Raw genomic sequence first — 18,449 nt, forward strand, 5'->3', positions numbered from 1 at the left:
CACCCTCGGGGTGCAGCAGGCCCAGACGCGCCCGAAACCAGTCGGTGGCGACGAAGCGGGCGGGCGACTACACGCCGGAAAACACCACATCCAGGGCGCGAATGATGTCGGTACGCCGATCGCCAAGGTTTACAACTATTTGACCGAGGCGCTTCACGGGGATACCGGCCATCTCAGACGTGAGCATCACGAATTTTCCACCCTCGAGATCAAAGACGGGATTCAGGTGATGCGCCGGCCTGTTGCCAACAGCATCGGGACGAGCCAAGGGGACGGCCACCCGCGTGGCCAGCCCGCTCAGCAAATCCGCCTGTACATCGAGCAGAAAAGGGATCGCCTTTGCCGAGGCGGCGTTGGGATTACGGTGGACATCGAACTGGGCCATCAAAAGCCTCTCAACCCGTCACTGAATACACCGTCTCGTTCGATGTGAGCGTTGTAGGCATCGATGGCTTCGCGATTTTCCACCAGCCATATTTCCTGCTTGCGCCGTTTGACCAAATCGGCCAAGTGCGCCTCGAATTCGCGCGACAAGTTAATATCAAATTGCTTGGCTTCTTGTACCAAGGCGCTATTCACCGTCAGGTTGACAGCGCGCCTGGGGGGTGTCGGTAGCATTTTCAACCTCGCGATCCGTGTGATAAGTGCGCATTAATTATACGCACGAAACGGATGTTTTTCCTATTCCAGTCCGTTTTCAATGTAAGGCGCGCGATTGACATAGATTTGTCAGCGCGAAACGGCACCCGCCAAATCGGAGAAGTTACTGATTTTTACCGTCCCGTCGGGGAATCGCGCAATAACCTCCAGCTCGCCACCCATCGCCTCGATGTGACTGCGTAGCGTTGACAAGTACATGTCTGTCCGCTTCTCGATCTTGGCAATGGAGGGCTGTTGCACATGCAGCACCTCAGCCAGCATTTTTTGTGACAGGCCACGGGCTTGGCGAAGCTCATTCAGCGGCATTTCCGCCAACATCGCTCTTGCCTTGCTGTCAGCCATTTCGCGGGCTGACTGACTCATGCCTGCGCGCAGTGCAGAAAATTTCTTGGCCATCAATTACTCCTTCACGTCGAAGTTGTTCCAGCCTTTTCGGCAATTTGATTTTTGGCCTTTTTTGGCCGTCGACCGCGCCGCGAAGCAAGTACCCTTGTGGTACAGCAGGCTGGTCAATCAGCGCTGCCAGGCGCAGCCCTTGAGCGTCTGGCCATTCAGGTTGACGGTTGCCGTCCACCCGAAAACGGAATCGGCCATCGTATCGTGGCACAACTGCTTCTCGAAAGTAACCGCCAGTCGGTTGCCTTCAGCGGCAGCATCGAAGCGCGTCCCGCCAGAGGGCTTGCTTTGCGGCGTCACGCCACCGTCGGTTTTCAACGGGGTGAAAGGCAGCCTCAGATCAGGTTTCCCCGGACGCTTGATCACCACCACTTCGTTGCCCACGGCCAGTAGCCAGCCCGGCTCGTTGCCCGCCGCGCGCCACGATTCCTCTTTGCCGCCGGGCTGCTGACAGCGCCCTTCGGTGCGCGCCAGATTGAGGGCGGAAGCCTTGATCATGCCGCCTTCGCTGACTGCGATCAGTTCCACGTAGAGCTTTTTCCCGGCGTCCAGGCCGACGCTGTTCAGCGCCTTGGTCACGGCGCGGTCCTGAGAAATGTCTTCCATCATTGCGTAACTGGGGTCGCGGCAGGGCGAAAAGACCAGCTTCTCGCCCTGCTTCAGCATCTGACCGTAGGCCAGCTTGGGCGTATTGTCGACCGGCTTGGCTTCTTCGGCATGGAGCGCGCTGGCAAACAATATGGTGGTCAGCACGGCGAGAAAATGTTGAAAGTTCATGAACGGAACCTGCTAAAGACGAAGCTGACATTGTCGCCTGTCGCGGTGGCGAAACGTTTGATACAGCTAAAAAGAGGTCGTGGAATGATTGGCGGTATTGAAGATGATCACCCAGAGCCGCCAGTCGACCAGTTGACCGCCAAGGTCTGGAAATCGGCCAATCCGGCCATTCGCTTATCCGCCTTCAGCAGTCGGCAACGTGACGGTTTCCTGCCGCTCGTCGGTTGTTCTCGTCGAACATCTGCTCTGATATGCCTTGAAAGCGCTGACCTTCGAACCTCGCCATGTCCACACCGTGTGTCTCGGGGTCCGAATAGAAGTAGATTCTCCGCCCAAGCCTGTGCAATCTTCACGCAATCGAACCATCCCGCACAACGCTGCAATCTCAGGGTGGAGTTTCGAGATGTCCCAAGGCGATTAACTGAGTGGGACGTTCGAGCGAAAGGCTATTGTTTCTTTCGAAGCCTAGTTGACCAACATTGATCGCTTCTATACCTGGCAGCATAGTTTCACATAGCTGAACGAAGGCCAACGGCTGCGGAAAGAAGGCTGCCGGGACGCGCAGTTCTTGCACTCCACTAAACTGGATATGCGATTGACAATGCGAGGCCACATCCCTGTCAAAATCGAATCGAATGTGTGAAGTATTTGAAGGTGACCGCTGCTTAATTTCAAGCCACTCAGTCCAGTTGAAAAGGTGCTCATATAGCCGCTCATCCTCGCGGTCGAGCGCCCCCTCAGCAGCATCCAACAGGTCCTCTATGCTGTCGCGTGTGGAAATAGGAGGCGGGAAAAATGCAAGGCGGGCTTGTCTTAACTTATCTTCTGTATCAAATAGGTAAGAGAACTGAAAAAACGATCCATCTGATAACAGTACTGAGTACTGCTGACGATCAAGCAGAAATTGATATTCGAGAGGGTAATAGACCCCCTTAAGAATTCCTGTCGTTCGGCCTACCCAAGATATCGTTCGGTCGGTCTCCGACGCGATCACATTTTTAACTTGAATCTCGTTACGCAGGTACGCAACTGCGTTATTCAATCCTTGGCGAGCGTGAGCTAGGCGCATGGTCGTCCCTGATGATTCCTCACATTTATTTAGCCCGCTCAACAATCAGTTGCCGAAGTTCCGGGTTCTTATCCAGCAATTCCATCAATTCTTGAATCTTGTCTAATTCTTTGTCTGACTTGTTCAAAAAAGTCTTTCCTCGCTGTACGCTAGCTTGATCTGGGCATATGAAGCGAAAACTTGGGAGGTCTGTTTTAATCGCAGTTATTTCGCTGGCTAATTTTTGCATTCCTGTGCCGAACCCCGTTATGTAGCACCAGCCACGCGAGCGCGTGACCGCAACGAAAAATGCGTTACGCATTCTAAGAGTAAAGTCATCGGCCACTCGCTGTGCGTTAATTACGAAGACAATATTTGCTTCATTTCCTTTTGCTCGGAATGGCGTAGTTATTGTTACAGATCCCTTCGGTTTGAAAACGTCTGCACTCTCAACATATCCTGGGATAACAGACTTGATGTCGACAGAGTTAAGGGCACGCTGAATGGCAAGCATCGCTTCCTTGTTGTTTCCCGACTTCAAGTTAACGATGATGATTTCTTCCGCCGCAACACCGTCCTCCGAGATTAACTTTTCTATTTTTGTCTTAATGAATTCCAGTTGTTCGCTGTCCTTGGCCAGAACTTCACTCTGAACTAAATTCAGCGGACTTTTTCCATTCTCACGCATTAGCCCTTCAAGGAGGTTCCGACTGTTTTCGTCGGGTCGCTCAATTTCGACGTTATCACCGGGCGTCAACATAAGTGTTTGAGGCTCATTTACGCGGTAGCCAATGGCCTGCCAGTCAGCCGGGTGATAAAACATTTCTACCGGCTGCTTCGTGTACAGTCCCATCGCTATGCCGTGTGCGGTCATCAGGACTGGGCGGGGTGTTCTGTAACAATTTGGGAGCACGAAGTCTTTTGGAATGTCTCCCGCATATTTTCCTGAGAGAATCGAGTCTGGAAGATTGGGAGTGCCGTCTGTGGCGCTTCCAAACAGATCAGCCGGTCCCTTAATTTCAGCGTCTCGGAGAGATTGAAACTCGTCGTAAGCCCAGATAATTCTCTTCTCCGCCCCAGTGCCTTTTGCAAGCTTGAATACAACTTGGAACACTTCGCTGGGAAAATCTTGAGCCTCATCGATCAATATCAAGTCGTATTCTGGCTTAATGGAGTCACCAGCCTTCGACAAAAGATCGCGATAGATATAGGCAAGGGATTCGCCTTGACCGCGAACGTCGCCAAGCGTTAGCGGTACGAGACCATACTGCCTGCATAGGTCTGAATAAAGCCCAGGTTTTTGCCTGCCACCCCAAGCGTGGAAGACATGCAACTGGTCGGCGAAGTCTGGAGTCTTCTTTGCTTCCAGCGTGTAATATTTTGAAATTAGGCTTTGAACATGGTGGTACAGGCTTTGAGTATTGAATAAGTATAGTATTTTGAAATCAGCAAATCGTTTGTGAGTAATTGCAGCCTTCAAACATAAAACAATTGTCTTGCCGGTTCCAGCAAGACCTCGTATACGCTGTGGGCCGGGCGGTAACTGCATTGAGGCAAGACGCTGCGCGTCATCCTGCTTGAACGTAGTCCGAAGTGACCTCCGAATGTAATCGTTGACAGTTAGGAGCCTCTCTTCTTCGATTGGTGCGTGCTTCGACTCATAAATGAAAGTACCTTCGAGGAGCGCATAGAGTCTGCCGAGTTCTTGTTCTGTGCAGCCATAGCTCTGGATCAATCCTTTAAGCCAAGCATCCAACGAATCAATCGTCAGACCCGCTATATCGAATTCATCCGGTTGGACAAACTTGTCAAGTTCTGTTGCCTCGTTTGAGCAAAAGACGAGCGCGGATATAATCGGCGTCTTCGCCTTCTTGGCCTTCCGGTCATACAAGGAGAGATCATTCTTTAACCGGCTCTGAACCTCTTCGTGATAGATATCGAGCACTAGATTCCGAGCGACGAAAGTGTTGCCGGAATCCGATTTCCAATACTCGGTGCTATCAGATTGAATTACGTTGGAAACCCTCTCTTCAATAACGTCGATGAGAATAATTCCATGTTCCTGAGTGACAACAATAAATGATGGGACATCGTCATCTGATGCTCGACCAAGGGTCGTCAACTTGTATCCAACATAACCGTGGCAGTTAGCAAACGCGGCTCGAATGAGATCTGCCACCTTGAAATGGAACGGTCTGTTCTCCAATGCGAGCGAGCCAGCGAGAAACGAAAAACTGTTCGTCATTGTGTTTTCTATGTAGTGTGGGTTGACGTGAGTGATCGATGAGGAACCGTTCGAACGACTCACCCGAACGATGCAGTATACGACTTCCGGACTAGTTGAGCGGCAAACTGCAGCAAGTCGTCGCTCATGTCTATGCAATGGACTGGGTGTTTCTCCGCCATCCGAGGCGTGTGATACTACCGGTTGCTTCAGCACGATTTGGTGAGGAGGGCCGGGTAACCAGAGCATTGCAGACCGATTCAGAGGGGAACGCCACCGTCTGTTCAGGCCGACCCCGAGACATTCAGAACCGACAGTCGACCGTCAGCTTTTCGCCACCCACTGCAAACGCTCGCGACTCACTGGCCGAGATAGGCGGCGAGCACCTTCGGGGCGTCGAGCAACAGCGCGGCTTCGCCGTTCAGCGTGATCTCGCCGCTTTCCATGATGTAGCCGCGCTGGCTGGTTTGCAGCGCCAGCCTGGCGTTTTGCTCGATCAGCCGGATGGTCATGCCTTGCGCAGCGACGGCGCGGATGACTTCGAATATCTTCTGAACCATGAGCGGCGCCAGACCCATCGATGGCTCATCGAGCAGCGACGTCACGACCTCGCCGATCGCAGCAAATTCGTCAAGAAGGGTCCGGAACGAATCTGTCGGTCGGGAATGGATTCGGCGTCGGGCGCCGGCGGACTATCGGAATGATTCCCTGCGCCCGCAGATTTTCATGCGAGTCGTAATAGACCGTGATGATATTGTCCGGCCGCTCGCTTGCCTTGCGGAACTCGACTTGCTGAGCGGGAGCGTAAAGCCGTTCCCCGTGCCCGGTGCCAAGCCTTTCCTCAACACCGGCGCTACGCTTCGCCTCGGCCTTGTTTGCGGCGGTGGCGGCTGGTGCCGAGTCCATGCGCGATCCCCCAAGGGTGCTTTCCTGGCTTGAGACGACTGGTTCGCGGTATTCACGGAAGGCGGCAATCCCGATCACCCCGACATTCGTCGGCCGGTTCGTGCGGGCAGCGTAGGAATCCGGCAGGGCGGTGAAGTAGAAGGCCGCAACATCCTGGGTGGATTTTCGCCAGCCGGCGATCTCCGTCGATCCCCCCGGTGCAAGGACGTAGCCGCGTTGGCTGGCCGAAGCGGTCTCGCCCGAAACGACATTGACGCCATCGACGGAAACCACCGTCAGCAGCCGCTCCCCGGTGCGGTTTCGGAGTTCAAGCGCATAGCGGTCGCCGGGTTTTCCCGCGACATAGAGCTTGCCGCCGTGCCTGTAGGTCTGAAGGCGTTCGCCCGTGCTCCGGTTGACAATTGATAGGTCGGCGACCATCGACGCTTCGGCGGCCGGGGCGGCGCAGCAGAATAGCGCGGCTGCGAAAATGGACAGAATGGACTTCATGGCTTGCTCCTCGTGGTGGTTGGCTTCACCTTCTTAAACGAGGGGTTCGCCACAACGGGGTTAAGGCGCAAGCAGTTTTTCGATTCTGTCAGGGACTGGGTATTCGGGGTAAGCCTTGCGGAATGACTCAAGCTCGCTGCGCGCCGCCGTTTTTTCTCCGGCGCCGGCAAGGCGCTCAATGGCGGACAGCCAGTCAGACGGGCTCCTGGCCACGGTCATCCGCTTTGCAACTGGCGCTTCGGCTGACGGTGAAACACCGGGCACGGAGCCAGTCGATGGCGGTCCCGGTGTCGCAGCTTCCTGCGACCGCCCGCCGACTAGTGCAGCAGCATCCTTGGCCAGCGCTTTTTCGTCGGAAGCGCGTTCGCTTCGCCCCGGGACGAGCACCGCGGAGGGAGCCGCCTCGGCCTTGCGGTCAGCCCTTGGAGCGAGCGTAGTCGACCCCACGGACGCCGGTAGCCGGGCCCTGGCTTCGTTTGCCTGCGGCGCCGCAGGCACCTCCCCCGCCTCAGCGGCGACGGGCGGCGCTGCCTTGGCCGGGGCGGCGGCGGGCGCCTGCGGCGATTCCACCGTTGCCGTCAGCGGCGGGATGTCCGGCGGATTCCGGTCCACCGTCATGGCAAGCATGATGACCAGCACCGCCGACAAGGCAAGTTGCAGCGGCAGCGCAAAGCGTAACCACCAGGGTTTCTTCGGCATTTTGGCGGGCGCAACACTCTCCCTGGCGGCCTTGAGGATGGCGCTGTCAAGCGCGGCCGGCGGCTCTTCAGCAGAGCCTTCGTGGTAAAGCTTCGTGACATCGCGGTCGTCGCCGGCCGTCATGGTCTGCACTCCGTCAGTTGGGCGCGCAGCCGGGTCATGGCATAGCGCAGGCGGCTCTTGGCTGTTTCGTGGCCGACGCCGGTCAACGTGGCAATTTCGTCGATCGTCAGGCCGCCCTCCTCGTGCATCAGGAAGGCTTCGCGCTGCGCGTCGGGCAGCCCTTCGACGGCGCCAACCAGCAGGCGCGCCCGCTCTTTTCTCTCCATGATCTTCTCCGGCTGCAGTTCATCCGGTGCCGCGACCTTGTCCAAAGGGTCAGCTTCGCCATCATCCGTCATGACCATCTCAACGATGGGCTTCCGGCTCTCCGAACGCCAGTGGTCGATGAGGCGATTGCGGGCGATACGAAAGAGCCACGTCGAAAACTTTGCCGTCACCGTGTACTGACGACGGCCATTGACCACCCGCAACCAGACATCCTGGTACAACTCTTCGGCGCTACCGGTGCTGGCGCACTGGCGAAGCAGAAACCGGTAGATCTGGCGTCGCCAACGGCCGTACAGAACCTCGAATGCCGCGGCGTTGCCGGCGCCGTAGGCAAGCATCAACTGTTCGTCGCTTCTGGCGTCCTCTTCCATCAAACGATGCGTTCCGGCAAAAGGGGTTTTTCGGCTGGCCGCTGTGAATCCGTGCAGCTCACTCGCCGAGATAGGCGGCGCGCACCTTCGGGTCGTCGAGAAGTTGCGCCGCCTCGCCATTTAGCGTGATTTCGCCGCTTTCCATGACATAGCCGCGCTGGCTGGTCTGCAGGGCCAGCCTGGCGTTCTGCTCGATCAGGAGAATGGTCATGCCCTGGCTGGCGACAGCGCGGACGACCTCGAATATCTTGTTGACCATGAGCGGCGCCAGGCCCATCGATGGCTCGTCGAGCAGGAGCAGCCGCGGGCGGCTCATCAGGGCGCGGCCGATCGCCAGCATCTGCTGTTCGCCACCGGAAAGGGTGCCGGCGAGCTGACCGATGCGTTCCTTGAGGCGCGGGAAGTAGTCATAGACCATTTTCAGGTCTTTTTCGATGTCGACCGCATCATTGCGTATGAAGGCGCCCATCGCCAGGTTTTCGGCGACGCTCAGGCGGGGAAAGACGCCGCGCCCTTCTGGCACCAGCGCGATGCCCTTGCGGATGATGTCGTGCGAGGCGATGCGCGTGATATTCTCGCCGCAGAAATGAACGTCGCCGCCGACGGCATCAATGACCCGCGCCAAGGCCTTCAGCGTGCTGGTCTTGCCGGCGCCGTTGGCGCCGATCAGGGCGACCGTCTCGCCTTCGTTCACGTGAAAGGTGATGCTACGCACGGCCTGGATTCCGCCGTATGCGACATGGAGTCCGGTAACCTCAAGCACCGAGGTAAGCCTCAATGACGCGTTGATCCTTTTGCACCACCGCCGGGACGTCCTCAATGACGAGGGCGCCGTAGTCGAGGACGGCGACCCGGTCACAGAGGCCCATGACCAGCTTGACATCATGCTCGATGAGCAGGACGGTCGTGCCGTCGCGCCGGATGCCGTCGATCAGGGTACGCAGTTCCCCGGTTTCGGTCGCGTTCATGCCCGCCGCCGGCTCGTCGAGACAGAGCAGGCTGGGCTCGGTCGCCAGCGCCCGGGCGATTTCCAGCCGGCGCTGATCGCCGTAGGAGAGGTTCTTGGCGAGTTCGTCGGCACGATCGGCAATATTCACGTAATGCAGCAACTCGACGGCGCGCTGGCGGATGGCTGCTTCCTCCTCACGCGTCGCGGCATTCAGCAGCATCGCGCCGAAAACGCCGGCACGGGTCCGCACATGACGGCCGACCATGACGTTCTCGAGTGCGGTCATGTTGGCGAACAGGCGGATATTCTGGAATGTCCGGGCAATGCCGCGTTCGGCGGCCTTGTGCGGCGCATCGGCGAGCAGCGGCGCACCGGCGAAGGTGAAGCCACCACCATCCGGGACGTAAAGCCCGGTCATGCAGTTGAAGAAGGTGGTTTTCCCGGCGCCGTTGGGTCCGATGAGGCCGTAAATCTCGCCTTGCCGGATGATCAGGGAGACATCGCGCAGCGCCTTGACGCCGCCGAAGTGCTTGGCGACCGCGCGCGCCTCGAGCAGCGCCTCGGCCATCAGGCGTCACCCTGCAGTTCGCGCTTGCGCTCGGGCGAAGGCCACAGCCCGGCCGGCTTGAAACGCATGACGAGAACCAGCGCGAGACCGAAGACCAGCATGCGCAGGCTTTCCGGATCGATCAGCATCTTGCCGAAAACGGCGACCTGGAGGGGCCCGACGCCGTAGCGTAAAACCTCCGGCAGGACAGTCAGCAGCACCGCCCCGAGAATCACGCCGGGGATGTGCCCCATGCCACCGAGCACAACCATGGCGAGAATCATGATCGACTCGATCAGCGAAAAACTCTCCGGCGAGACGAAGCCCTGCATCGCCGAGAAAATGCCGCCGGCGATGCCGCCGAAACTGGCGCCCATCGCGAAAGCCAGCAGCTTGATGTTGCGGGTATTGATGCCGACCGCCTTGGCGGCGATTTCGTCTTCGCGGATCGCCTGCCAGGCGCGGCCGATCCGCGAATGCTGCAGCCGCAGATTGATGATGATGATAAAAATTGCCAGCGCGACCAGCAGAAAATAGTACTTCTGCGGTCCACTCAGAGAAATGCCAAGAATCTCGCTGGTGCCGGAAAACCTGAAATCCCCGATCGCCACCGGGTCGATCAGGGTGATCCCCTGTGGCCCGTTGGTGACATTGATCGGCGCGTTGAGATTGTTGAGAAAAATGCGCACGATTTCGCCAAAGCCGAGGGTCACAATGGCCAGATAGTCGCCGCGCAACTTGAGCGTTGGCGAGCCGAGCAGGACCCCGAAGACACAGGCGACGGCGGCGCCGATCGGCAGAATGACCCAAAACGGCCAGTGCAGGCCGAAGTGCGGGCTGGCGAGCAGCGCATAGACATAGGCGCCGACGGCGTAGAAAGCGATGTAGCCGAGATCGAGCAGGCCGGCGAAGCCAACGACGATGTTGAGGCCGAGTGCCAGGAAAACGTAAAGAATTGCGAAATTGAGGATGCGCACCCACGCCTGCCCGCCCAGCGCGGCAACGAAGGGCAGCGCGATCAGCGCCGCAGCGATCAACAGGATGCCGATCGCCGAACGCGGAGCGAGCCACTTGTTCATGCCCGGTCCCCGGTCTTTTCGCCGAACAGGCCGGAGGGCTTGAACATCAATACGACGATCAGCACGACGAAAGCGAAAATGTCCTGGTAATGGCTGCCGAGGAAGCCGCCGGTCAGGTCGCCGATATAGCCGGCGCCGAGCGCCTCGATGATGCCAAGCAGAATGCCGCCCGCCATCGCGCCGGCAAGATTGCCGATGCCGCCGAGCACGGCGGCGGTGAACGCCTTGAGGCCGAGCATGAAGCCCATCTGGTAGTGGGCGATTTCGTAGTAGCTGCCGACCATGACGCCGGCCAGCGCCGCCAGCGCCGACCCGATGACGAAGGCGGCTGCGATCACGCGGTTGCTGTTGACGCCCATCAGGCTGGCTACCTGCGGATTCTGGGCGGTGGCGCGCATCGCCATGCCAAGCTTGGTGCGATAGACAAGAAACACCAGCGCGCCCATGGTCAGCGCGGAAACAACGACGATGACGACCTGGACGACCGTGAAGTTAGCGCCGGCCACCTCGAAATTGATCTTGGGCAGCAACGACGGGAAGGTCATGTAATTGCGCCCCCAGACGATCATCGCCAGATTCTGCAGGACGATCGACATGCCGATCGCCGTAATCAGCGGGGTCAGGCGTGGCGAACCGCGCAGCGGCCGATAGGCGAGGCGTTCCAGGCTCCAGCCGAGCGCCATGCAGGCCAGCACCGAGGCGCTCAGGCCGGCGAGGCCGGCCAGCGCCACCGGCATGCCGACCTTGATGAGAAAGCTGGCCACCGTGATCGCGACCAGCGTGCCGATCATCACCACTTCACCGTGGGCGAAATTGATCAGGCCCATGATGCCGTACACCATCGTGTAGCCGAGCGCGACGAGGGCGTAAATACTGCCCTGAACGAGGCCGTTGATGATCTGCTGGAGGAAAATATCCATTTTGGGAAGGTCGACCGGAGCAGAAACAAACGGCACCTTGCGGTGCCGTTTTGTTCAGCCCGAACCGTCCTTACTTCTTCTCGACCGCCGCCTTGGTTGCATCGGCAGCGTCCTTCACCGCCTCCGCACCGGCCTTGACCGCTTCCTTGCCGGCATCGGTCGCCGCACCGGCAACCGTCTTGGCGGTCTCCTTGACTTCGGCCGCGGCTTCCTTCACCGCACCGGGGGCACCACCCCCGAGGGTCTCGACATATTCAAGCTTGCCGCCCTTGTACTGATAGACCGAGATCGCGCCACCCTTGAGGTCGCCGAACTCATCGAAAGCGATCAATGCGGTCACGCCGTCATAATTGGTTTTTCCAACCTCGGGCAGGTACTTCGCCGGCTCGACGGAATCGGCGCGCTTCATCGAATCGGCCGCCACCATCACGGCATCGTAGACGTAGGGCGCGTAGAGCTGGATATCGGCGCCGAACTTCTTGGTGAACTTGTCGCGGAATTCCGGTCCCTTGGCCAGTTTCTCCAGCGGCATGCCCGGCAGCGAGCAATAATTGCCTTCGGTTGCCTCGCCGCCCAGCTTCATGAACTCCGGCGTACAGACGCCATCGCCGCCGAGGAACCTGGCCTTGATGCCGAGTTCCTTCATCTGCTTGGTCATCGGGCCGCCCTGGGCGTCCATGCCGCCGAAGAAGACGAGATCCGGCTTGGTTGACTTGATCTTGGTCAGGATGGCCTTGAAGTCGGTTGCCTTGTCGTTGGTGTACTCGGTCGCCACGACCTTGAGGCCGGCGGCCTCCGCCGCCTTCTTGAACTCGTCGGCGAGACCCTGACCGTAGGCGGTACGGTCATCGACGACGGCGACGGTCCTGAAGCCCTGCCTGGCGGCGAACTCGCCCAGTGCCTTGCCCTGCTGGACATCGTTGGCCATCACGCGGAAAGTCGTCTTGAAGCCCTGCTGCGTGTATTTCGGGTTGGTTGCCGATCCGGAAATCTGCGGGATGCCGGCGTCTGAATACAGCTTGGAAGCCGGAATGGTGGTGCCGGAATTCAGGTGGCCGATGACGCCGGCGACCTTGGCGTCGACCAGCTTCTGGGCAACGATGGATCCCTGTTTCGGGTCAGCCTGGTCGTCTTCACCGAGCAATTCGAACGTTACCTTGGCACCGCCGATTTCCAGGCCGCGGGCATTCAACTCCTCGACCGCCAGGAGTGCTCCGTATTCGTTGTCCTTCCCGAGGTGGGCCTGCGGGCCAGTCATCGGCGCCACGTGACCGAGCTTGACGACGATTACCGGCATGGCGACGGGCGCCGGCGCCGCCGGGGCCACTACCTGCTTCGGCTCTTCTTTCTTGCCGCAGGCGCCGAGGGCAAGGGCGGCGACAGCGGAGAGGGCAATTGCGGAAAGCTTTGCTTGCATCGATGAGTCTCCTGACTTGTTGATGGTGCGAAGAAAAAATACTGACGTCCGATTGTCCGGAGCCGTCGGAGCCGTGTCAATAACAAGGTGCTATGATGACATTGGACAAGGACAACATTCTGGCATACGCGATGTGGCCCAATCGACTCCTGAAGGACATCACCGAGCGGGCGCTTCGGCGGCTTCTTCTGCCGCTTCCGCGCCGGAGGAGGTATCGCGTCCTGCGCTACTTTGCACATTACGATCCCACCCCCAGTTCGCGGCTGATTTTCAAGATCGCCGAAACCCGCGAAGAGTTCGAGGGCTGTTTCCGGCTGCTGCACGATGCCTATGTCCGGAGCGGCTACATGGAGCCCGATCCCTCGCGAATGCGGGTGACCGTCTATAACGCGTTGCCGACGACGACCACGCTGTGCGCGCTGTTCGACAACAAGGTCGTCGGGACGCTGTCGCTGATTCGCGAGAGCGCCATCGGCCTTCCGCTGCAGCGGGCTTTCGACCTGACCAGCGTGCGCGCCAAACGCGGCAACATTGCCGAGGTGTCGGGACTGGCCATCGATCCTGCTTTCCAGCAGCGGGGTGGAATGATCCTGATGCCACTGATGAAGTGCCTGTACGAGCACTGCACGACCTTCTTCGACACTCGGCACCTGGTCATCGCCGTCAATCCGCGGCATATCGAGACCTACGAAGCGCTGCTTTTCTTCCGGCGCCTTTCGGCAAACGTCGTTCCCGGCTACGACTTCGTCAATGGCGCGCCCGCCGTCGGCGCCACACTGGATCTCAGGAACGCGCCAGAACTCCTACGCAAGTGCTATGGCGAGAGGCCGCTGCGCCGGAACCTCCACCACTATTTCATGGTCATGCGGCTACCCAACATCAAAATGCCCGACCGCCGCTTTTTCACAGCCAACGATCCGCTCATGACTCCGGATCTGATCGACCATTTCTTTAACCGGAAGACTAATGTCTTCGCCACCTTGAGCGACCGCAAGAAGATGCTTCTGCACGCCATCTACGATCTGCCCGACTTCCGGAAGGTATTGCCGCCGCTGTCGCTGCCGACCGGCGCCGCGATGGTCCGCCAGCACCGGCGCTTTTCGGTCAGGTGTCCCGGACGCCTGTCATCCACCGAAGGTAAGGAAGCGGCGATCACGATCGAGGTCAGCGACGTTTCGCGCTACGGTTTCCGCGCCCAAGCCCGCCAGCCCGTGCAGCCCGGCACCTGGCTGACCGCACTGATCCAGCTTGGCCGCCAGGAGGCATCGCTGCTGCTGGTGCGCAATGTCCAGGACCAGGAATTCGGAGGCAGCCACCGCTACGGATTCCAGATCGGCGAGCCTGACCTTGCCTGGCGCAAGTTCGTGAACGCACTGCACGACGGCCGTACCCAAAGTGACCTCGATAACGCCACCGGTTTTCTTTCTTCTTGAGTAAGGCGATGCCTGCTTCATCATTGCCGCAAGGCCTGAGACAGTCGCTTGCCGGACATTTCGGTTCCCGCTTTTCCAGCGGGGACTCAACACGCCTGCAGCACGGACGCGACGAATCGGTCCATCAACCGGCGCTGCCCGACGGCGTCGTCATGGCTGAAAGCACTGAAGAAGTTGCGTTGACCGTCGGGCTCTGCGCTGAACACGGCGTACCGATCATCCCCTACGGCGTCGGCAGTTCGGTCGAAGGCCATGTGCTGGCGCCGGGCGGCGGCATCTCGCTCGACCTTTCGGGCATGAACCGGGTCATCGCCATCCACGCCGAAGATGGCGATGCGGTGGTCGAGGCCGGCGTCACGCGCAAGCAGCTCAACGATGCGCTGAAGGGCACTGGCCTGTTCTTTCCCATCGACCCCGGTGCCGATGCAACGCTCGGCGGCATGGCGGCGACCCGCGCTTCCGGCACCAATGCCGTGCGCTACGGGACGATGAAGGACAACGTGCTGGCGACGACGACCGTGCTCGCCGACGGCCGCATCATGAAAACCGGCGGCCGCGCCCGCAAGTCGTCGGCCGGTTACGACCTGACTCGCCTGCTGGTCGGCTCGGAAGGCACGCTCGGCATCATGAGCGAGCTGACGGTCAGGCTCTACCCGATTCCCGAGGCCATCTCGGCCGCCGTGTGCACCTTCCCGAGCATCGCCGCCGCCGTGCAGACGGTCATCCAGACCATCCAGCTCGGCGTGCCGGTGGCGCGCATCGAATTGCTCGACGCGCTGTCGCTGCAGGCCATCAACCGCTTCAGCAAGACCACGCTGGCCGAGGCGCCGACGCTATTTTTCGAATTCCACGGCAGCCCGGCCTCGGTCGCCGAGCAAGCGGAAACCGTGCAGGCCATCGCCGGCGATCTCGGCGGCGCCAACTTCGCCTGGGCGACCCGCCCGGAAGACCGCAGCCGCCTGTGGCAGGCACGCCACGACGCCTACTTCGCCTGCCTGCAACTGAAGCCGGGCAGCCGTGTCGTCGACCGCGCCATCGTCATGGAAGGCACCTGTACCGGCGAGCATGGCATCGGCCTCGGCAAGCGGCAGTACCTGATCCCGGAACATGGCAGCGTTGCGGTCGACGTGATGCGGGCAGTGAAAACTGCGCTCGATCCGCAAAACCTACTCAACCCGGGAAAGATACTGCCCGAACCGTGATGGCATAGAATCGCAGGATGCCCTTGACGCCCTATCGCCAGCTGGCCCTGCAGGGAGCGGCGATCATTCTCGTGCTTTCGCTGGCCTGGCCCTATTTCGGCTGGACCGCCAAAGCCATGCCGTGGCGCGAAACGGTGCTTGCGATCGGCGCTGTCGCCTTCGTCTTTGCGACACTGTCCCGGCAACCGTGGCCATGGCGCATCGCCCACGCCACCGTCTTGCCGCTGGCGTGGTTCTTCTACCCGTCGCCGTTATGATCCGTCGTCGCCCCGACCTGCTCGCCCTGATCGTCGCCGTGACCGGCACGCTCGCCGTGGTCGCCTTCCTCCTCGGCGACCTGTTGCTGTCGCGCGAACGCGAAATCGATCTCGGCACGGCGCGGACCGAACACTTCGGGACGATGCTCGCCGAGCACACGGCGCGCACCTACGAAGCCCTGGACATCCTGCTACGCGAGATTGCTTCCGACCTGTCAAGCAATCATCCGGAGTGGCCAACCTGGGAGTCCAGCCGCGGCTGGAGCTACGTCGCCGAGCGTCATACCCGCTCCCTGCCCCAGTTGCGCGACCTGATCATCTTTGGCCGCGACGGTGAGGAGCGCTTCATCTCGACCTATTTCCCGCCGCCGCGCATCAACGTGCGTGACCGGCCCTACTTCATCGCGCTCGAACAGGGAAAGCCCACCATCAGCTTCGGCCCCTTCATCGGCCGCACTTCGGGTCGCTACACCTACGCCCTGGCGCGGCGCATCCAGGACGCCGGAGGCGACTTCGCCGGTATCGTCGCTGCCGCCATCGAGCCCGCCTACTTTTCCGGCCATTGCTGGTCCAACCGTCTGGCCGAGGATTTCGAATCGGTCATCATCAACGCCCGCGGGCAGGTTGTCGCCTCCTGCCGGCCGACCGAGCTCAGCAAGCAATCGCCGATTCTCGGCGCCCTCGCGGTCGATGTTCTCTATGGCGGCCGGCTGCGCGGCTGGCTTCCGACGACCGGTGTCGCCCGTGACAACGGACTGATCGCTTCGGTGTCGCCGGTACCGGATTTCGCCGACCTGCGCGTGCTCACCGTCCTTCCCGAATCCAGCGTGCTGGCCTCGTGGCGCGGCCATCTTACGCAAGTTGGAATACTCGCCTTCATCGTCATCCTGATCCTGCTCGCCGGCGGGCTGCTGGTGCGTCGCCAGGTTCGCGACATGCACGCGCTGACCGACGATCTGGCGGCCAGCCGGGACCAGCTCGAGGCGCGCGTCCAGGCCGCCACCGCCGAACTGTCGCTGCAGAAGGACCAGGCCGAACAGTCCAACCGCGCCAAGAGCCGCTTCCTGGCCGCGGCCAGCCACGACCTGCGCCAGCCCCTGCACGCGCTGGCGCTCTTCGCCACCAACCTGCAGCGACAGATCCAGGCAGGCAACAGCAACGAATTGCCGCGGCTGTCCAGGCAGATATCTGCGTCGACCGACATGCTGCGCGAGCTGTTCGATTCGCTGCTCGACATCTCGAGGCTGGACGTTACCGAAATAGGGACCGAGATCCATGCCTTCGCGCTGAACCCAACCCTTGAGCGGCTGGCTACGTCGTTCCGCGGTGTTGCGGTCGACCGCCAGCAAACCCTCATTTTCAGGCCGACCGGGGTCTGGGTTGAATCCGACCCGGCGCTGCTCGAACGCATCCTGTCCAACCTGATCGCCAACGCGCTGCGCTATACCGCTCCCGGCGGCCGGATCTTTGTCGGTACGCGCCGACGTGGCGAAAATATGCTGATCGAAGTTCGCGACAATGGCTGCGGTATCGCCAGCGAGCATCACGACGCCATCTTCGACGAGTTCTACCAGATTGGGAACCGGGCACGCCAAGCGCAGCGGGGACTGGGTCTCGGTCTCTCCATTGTCACCCGCCTGGCGCGGGCCCTGGGCATCGCGGTCAATCTGCGTTCGGCGCTCGGCCGTGGCAGCACATTCGGGTTGCTGATCAAGAGGGCTCCGCCACCAGCCGTGGCCAGGCTTTCCGAGCCGGCGCCGAGCGGCGCGGCCATCCATTTCGTCGGCAACAGCAGCGATCTGCGGGCGTGCATGGAAATGGCAGTGAACTGGCGCCATAAGATCAGCCATGATCCAACTGGGGGTGGCCGGGCGCCCGAAAGCCAGCGACCGTCCATCATCGTTACGCTGGCCAGCCTCGCCGCGCTGGTGCGGGCGACGGACCCGACGGGTGCCCCGATCATCGCGCTTGACGACGGTCACGAGGTTCCCCTGCCGCAAGATTGCCACCTGCTTTCGCTGCCGGTGCGGCCCGCCAAGTTCCGGGCTCTGCTCGGCCAGCGTCAGAAAGCCGCGCCGAGATCGATGCCGTAGCGCATCACGGCGATCAACGCCTGGGTGCGGCTGGCAACGCCGAGTGTCTTGAGGATCGCCGTCACGTGGATCTTGACGGTACCTTCCGAAAGGTCGAGGTGCCCGGCGATCTCGCGATTTGAAAGACCTCGTGCGACCAGCGCCAGGACCTGTGCCTGGCGCTCGGTCAGTCCAAACTCCGCGGGACTGACTCCCGCCCCACCGCTGCCGGATGGCGGCAGCGGCACGAGATCATCGAGGTGCCCCCCTTTGCCGGCGCCCTGCGGTCGGAAAATCTCGCCGGCCAGAACCCGGCGCACCGCGGCGAGCAGTTGTTCTCCGGAAAAGGATTTCGGGATGAACCCGGAAGCACCGAGATTCATCACGCGGGCGACGGTCGGCCGATCGTCGAATGCCGAGACGGCGACGACCGGAATCGCCGGGTAGCGCCGGCGCAGTATGTCGAGGCCGGCGAACCCATCGATCCCGGGCAAGGCGAGGTCGAGCAGGATCAGGTCGACTTCGTCCTCGTCTTCGAGGAGTGCGAGCGCCGACTCGAAATCCGGCCTGTCGGCCACGACGACCCCCTCCTCCACCTGCGCGAGCAGGTTCACCAGCCCCTCGCGGACCAACGTGTGGTCTTCAATCACCAGAAGCTTGTGCATGCCTCCCC

General features: G+C 60.5%; 18 protein-coding genes and 1 pseudogene. 4 read left to right on the forward strand and 15 right to left on the reverse strand.

All coding sequences use genetic code 11. From position 1 onward, the window contains the following. Positions 1-67: 67 nt before the first annotated feature. The 14 genes and pseudogenes from IPP03_10950 to IPP03_11015 form a co-directional block, all read right to left on the reverse strand. Positions 68-385, reverse strand: coding sequence for a CcdB family protein (locus IPP03_10950; protein MBL0353143.1), 318 nt, complete (start codon positions 383-385; stop codon positions 68-70). After that, on the reverse strand, positions 385-618 hold the full coding sequence (locus tag IPP03_10955) for a type II toxin-antitoxin system CcdA family antitoxin (protein MBL0353144.1): 234 nt from the start codon (positions 616-618) through the stop codon (positions 385-387). The genes IPP03_10950 and IPP03_10955 overlap by 1 nt, the downstream gene beginning before the upstream one ends. Positions 619-729: 111 nt before the next feature. Continuing rightward, positions 730-1,056 carry an XRE family transcriptional regulator gene (locus tag IPP03_10960; GenBank protein ID MBL0353145.1) on the reverse strand — a complete coding sequence of 109 codons (327 nt, stop codon included), beginning with the start codon at positions 1,054-1,056 and terminating at the stop codon, positions 730-732. Between the two features lie 117 nt (positions 1,057-1,173). Beyond that, complete coding sequence (locus tag IPP03_10965) at positions 1,174-1,833, reverse strand: hypothetical protein (protein ID MBL0353146.1); 660 nt, start codon at positions 1,831-1,833, stop codon at positions 1,174-1,176. Between the two features lie 385 nt (positions 1,834-2,218). Next, positions 2,219-2,902, reverse strand: a complete 684-nt coding sequence (locus IPP03_10970; protein ID MBL0353147.1) for a DUF2290 domain-containing protein — start codon at positions 2,900-2,902, stop codon at positions 2,219-2,221. A 25-nt stretch (positions 2,903-2,927) separates the two neighbouring features. After that, positions 2,928-5,126, reverse strand: coding sequence for an ATP-binding domain-containing protein (locus IPP03_10975; GenBank protein ID MBL0353148.1), 2,199 nt, complete (start codon positions 5,124-5,126; stop codon positions 2,928-2,930). 338 nt (positions 5,127-5,464) lie between these two features. Further along, a pseudogene (locus IPP03_10980) lies at positions 5,465-5,701 on the reverse strand (ABC transporter ATP-binding protein). Positions 5,702-5,735: 34 nt separating this feature from the next. Further along, entirely contained in the window at positions 5,736-6,500 is a 765-nt protein-coding gene (locus IPP03_10985; GenBank protein ID MBL0353149.1) for a hypothetical protein, read from the reverse strand. Between the two features lie 60 nt (positions 6,501-6,560). Continuing rightward, a complete protein-coding gene (locus tag IPP03_10990; GenBank protein MBL0353150.1) occupies positions 6,561-7,322 on the reverse strand; it encodes a hypothetical protein in 762 nt (253 codons plus the stop codon). Beyond that, positions 7,319-7,900 (reverse strand): RNA polymerase sigma factor, encoded by a 582-nt coding sequence (locus IPP03_10995; protein MBL0353151.1) that lies wholly within the window; start codon positions 7,898-7,900, stop codon positions 7,319-7,321. Before IPP03_10995 ends, IPP03_10990 begins: the two co-directional genes overlap by 4 nt. Positions 7,901-7,958: 58 nt before the next feature. Next, positions 7,959-8,783: an ABC transporter ATP-binding protein gene (locus tag IPP03_11000; protein MBL0353152.1), complete on the reverse strand. Its 825-nt coding sequence runs from the start codon at positions 8,781-8,783 to the stop codon at positions 7,959-7,961. A gap of 633 nt (positions 8,784-9,416) precedes the next feature. Further along, entirely contained in the window at positions 9,417-10,475 is a 1,059-nt protein-coding gene (locus IPP03_11005; GenBank protein MBL0353153.1) for an ABC transporter ATP-binding protein, read from the reverse strand. Further along, the gene (locus tag IPP03_11010; protein ID MBL0353154.1) at positions 10,472-11,395 is read right to left on the reverse strand and encodes a branched-chain amino acid ABC transporter permease; all 924 of its coding nucleotides are present in this window, start codon (positions 11,393-11,395) and stop codon (positions 10,472-10,474) included. The genes IPP03_11005 and IPP03_11010 overlap by 4 nt, the downstream gene beginning before the upstream one ends. Positions 11,396-11,465: 70 nt before the next feature. Continuing rightward, positions 11,466-12,812, reverse strand: a complete 1,347-nt coding sequence (locus IPP03_11015) for a branched-chain amino acid ABC transporter substrate-binding protein (protein MBL0353155.1) — start codon at positions 12,810-12,812, stop codon at positions 11,466-11,468. A gap of 131 nt (positions 12,813-12,943) precedes the next feature. Here IPP03_11015 and IPP03_11020 point away from each other — a divergent pair, with 131 nt between their 5' ends. The 4 genes from IPP03_11020 to IPP03_11035 are packed head-to-tail and all read left to right on the forward strand — an operon-like array spanning position 12,944 to position 17,797. Then, complete coding sequence (locus tag IPP03_11020; protein ID MBL0353156.1) at positions 12,944-14,245, forward strand: hypothetical protein; 1,302 nt, start codon at positions 12,944-12,946, stop codon at positions 14,243-14,245. Between the two features lie 8 nt (positions 14,246-14,253). Then, complete coding sequence (locus IPP03_11025; protein ID MBL0353157.1) at positions 14,254-15,447, forward strand: FAD-binding protein; 1,194 nt, start codon at positions 14,254-14,256, stop codon at positions 15,445-15,447. A gap of 17 nt (positions 15,448-15,464) precedes the next feature. Further along, complete coding sequence (locus tag IPP03_11030) at positions 15,465-15,704, forward strand: hypothetical protein (GenBank protein MBL0353158.1); 240 nt, start codon at positions 15,465-15,467, stop codon at positions 15,702-15,704. Then, a complete protein-coding gene (locus IPP03_11035) occupies positions 15,701-17,797 on the forward strand; it encodes a hypothetical protein (protein MBL0353159.1) in 2,097 nt (698 codons plus the stop codon). The genes IPP03_11030 and IPP03_11035 overlap by 4 nt, the downstream gene beginning before the upstream one ends. Here IPP03_11035 and IPP03_11040 read toward each other — a convergent pair. Continuing rightward, positions 17,767-18,441: a response regulator transcription factor gene (locus IPP03_11040; protein MBL0353160.1), complete on the reverse strand. Its 675-nt coding sequence runs from the start codon at positions 18,439-18,441 to the stop codon at positions 17,767-17,769. The two genes, IPP03_11035 and IPP03_11040, sit on opposite strands and share 31 nt — an antisense overlap. Between the last annotated feature and the right edge of the window lie 8 nt (positions 18,442-18,449).

This window comes from Candidatus Dechloromonas phosphoritropha (genome assembly GCA_016722705.1).
GTDB lineage: Bacteria > Pseudomonadota > Gammaproteobacteria > Burkholderiales > Rhodocyclaceae > Azonexus > Azonexus phosphoritrophus.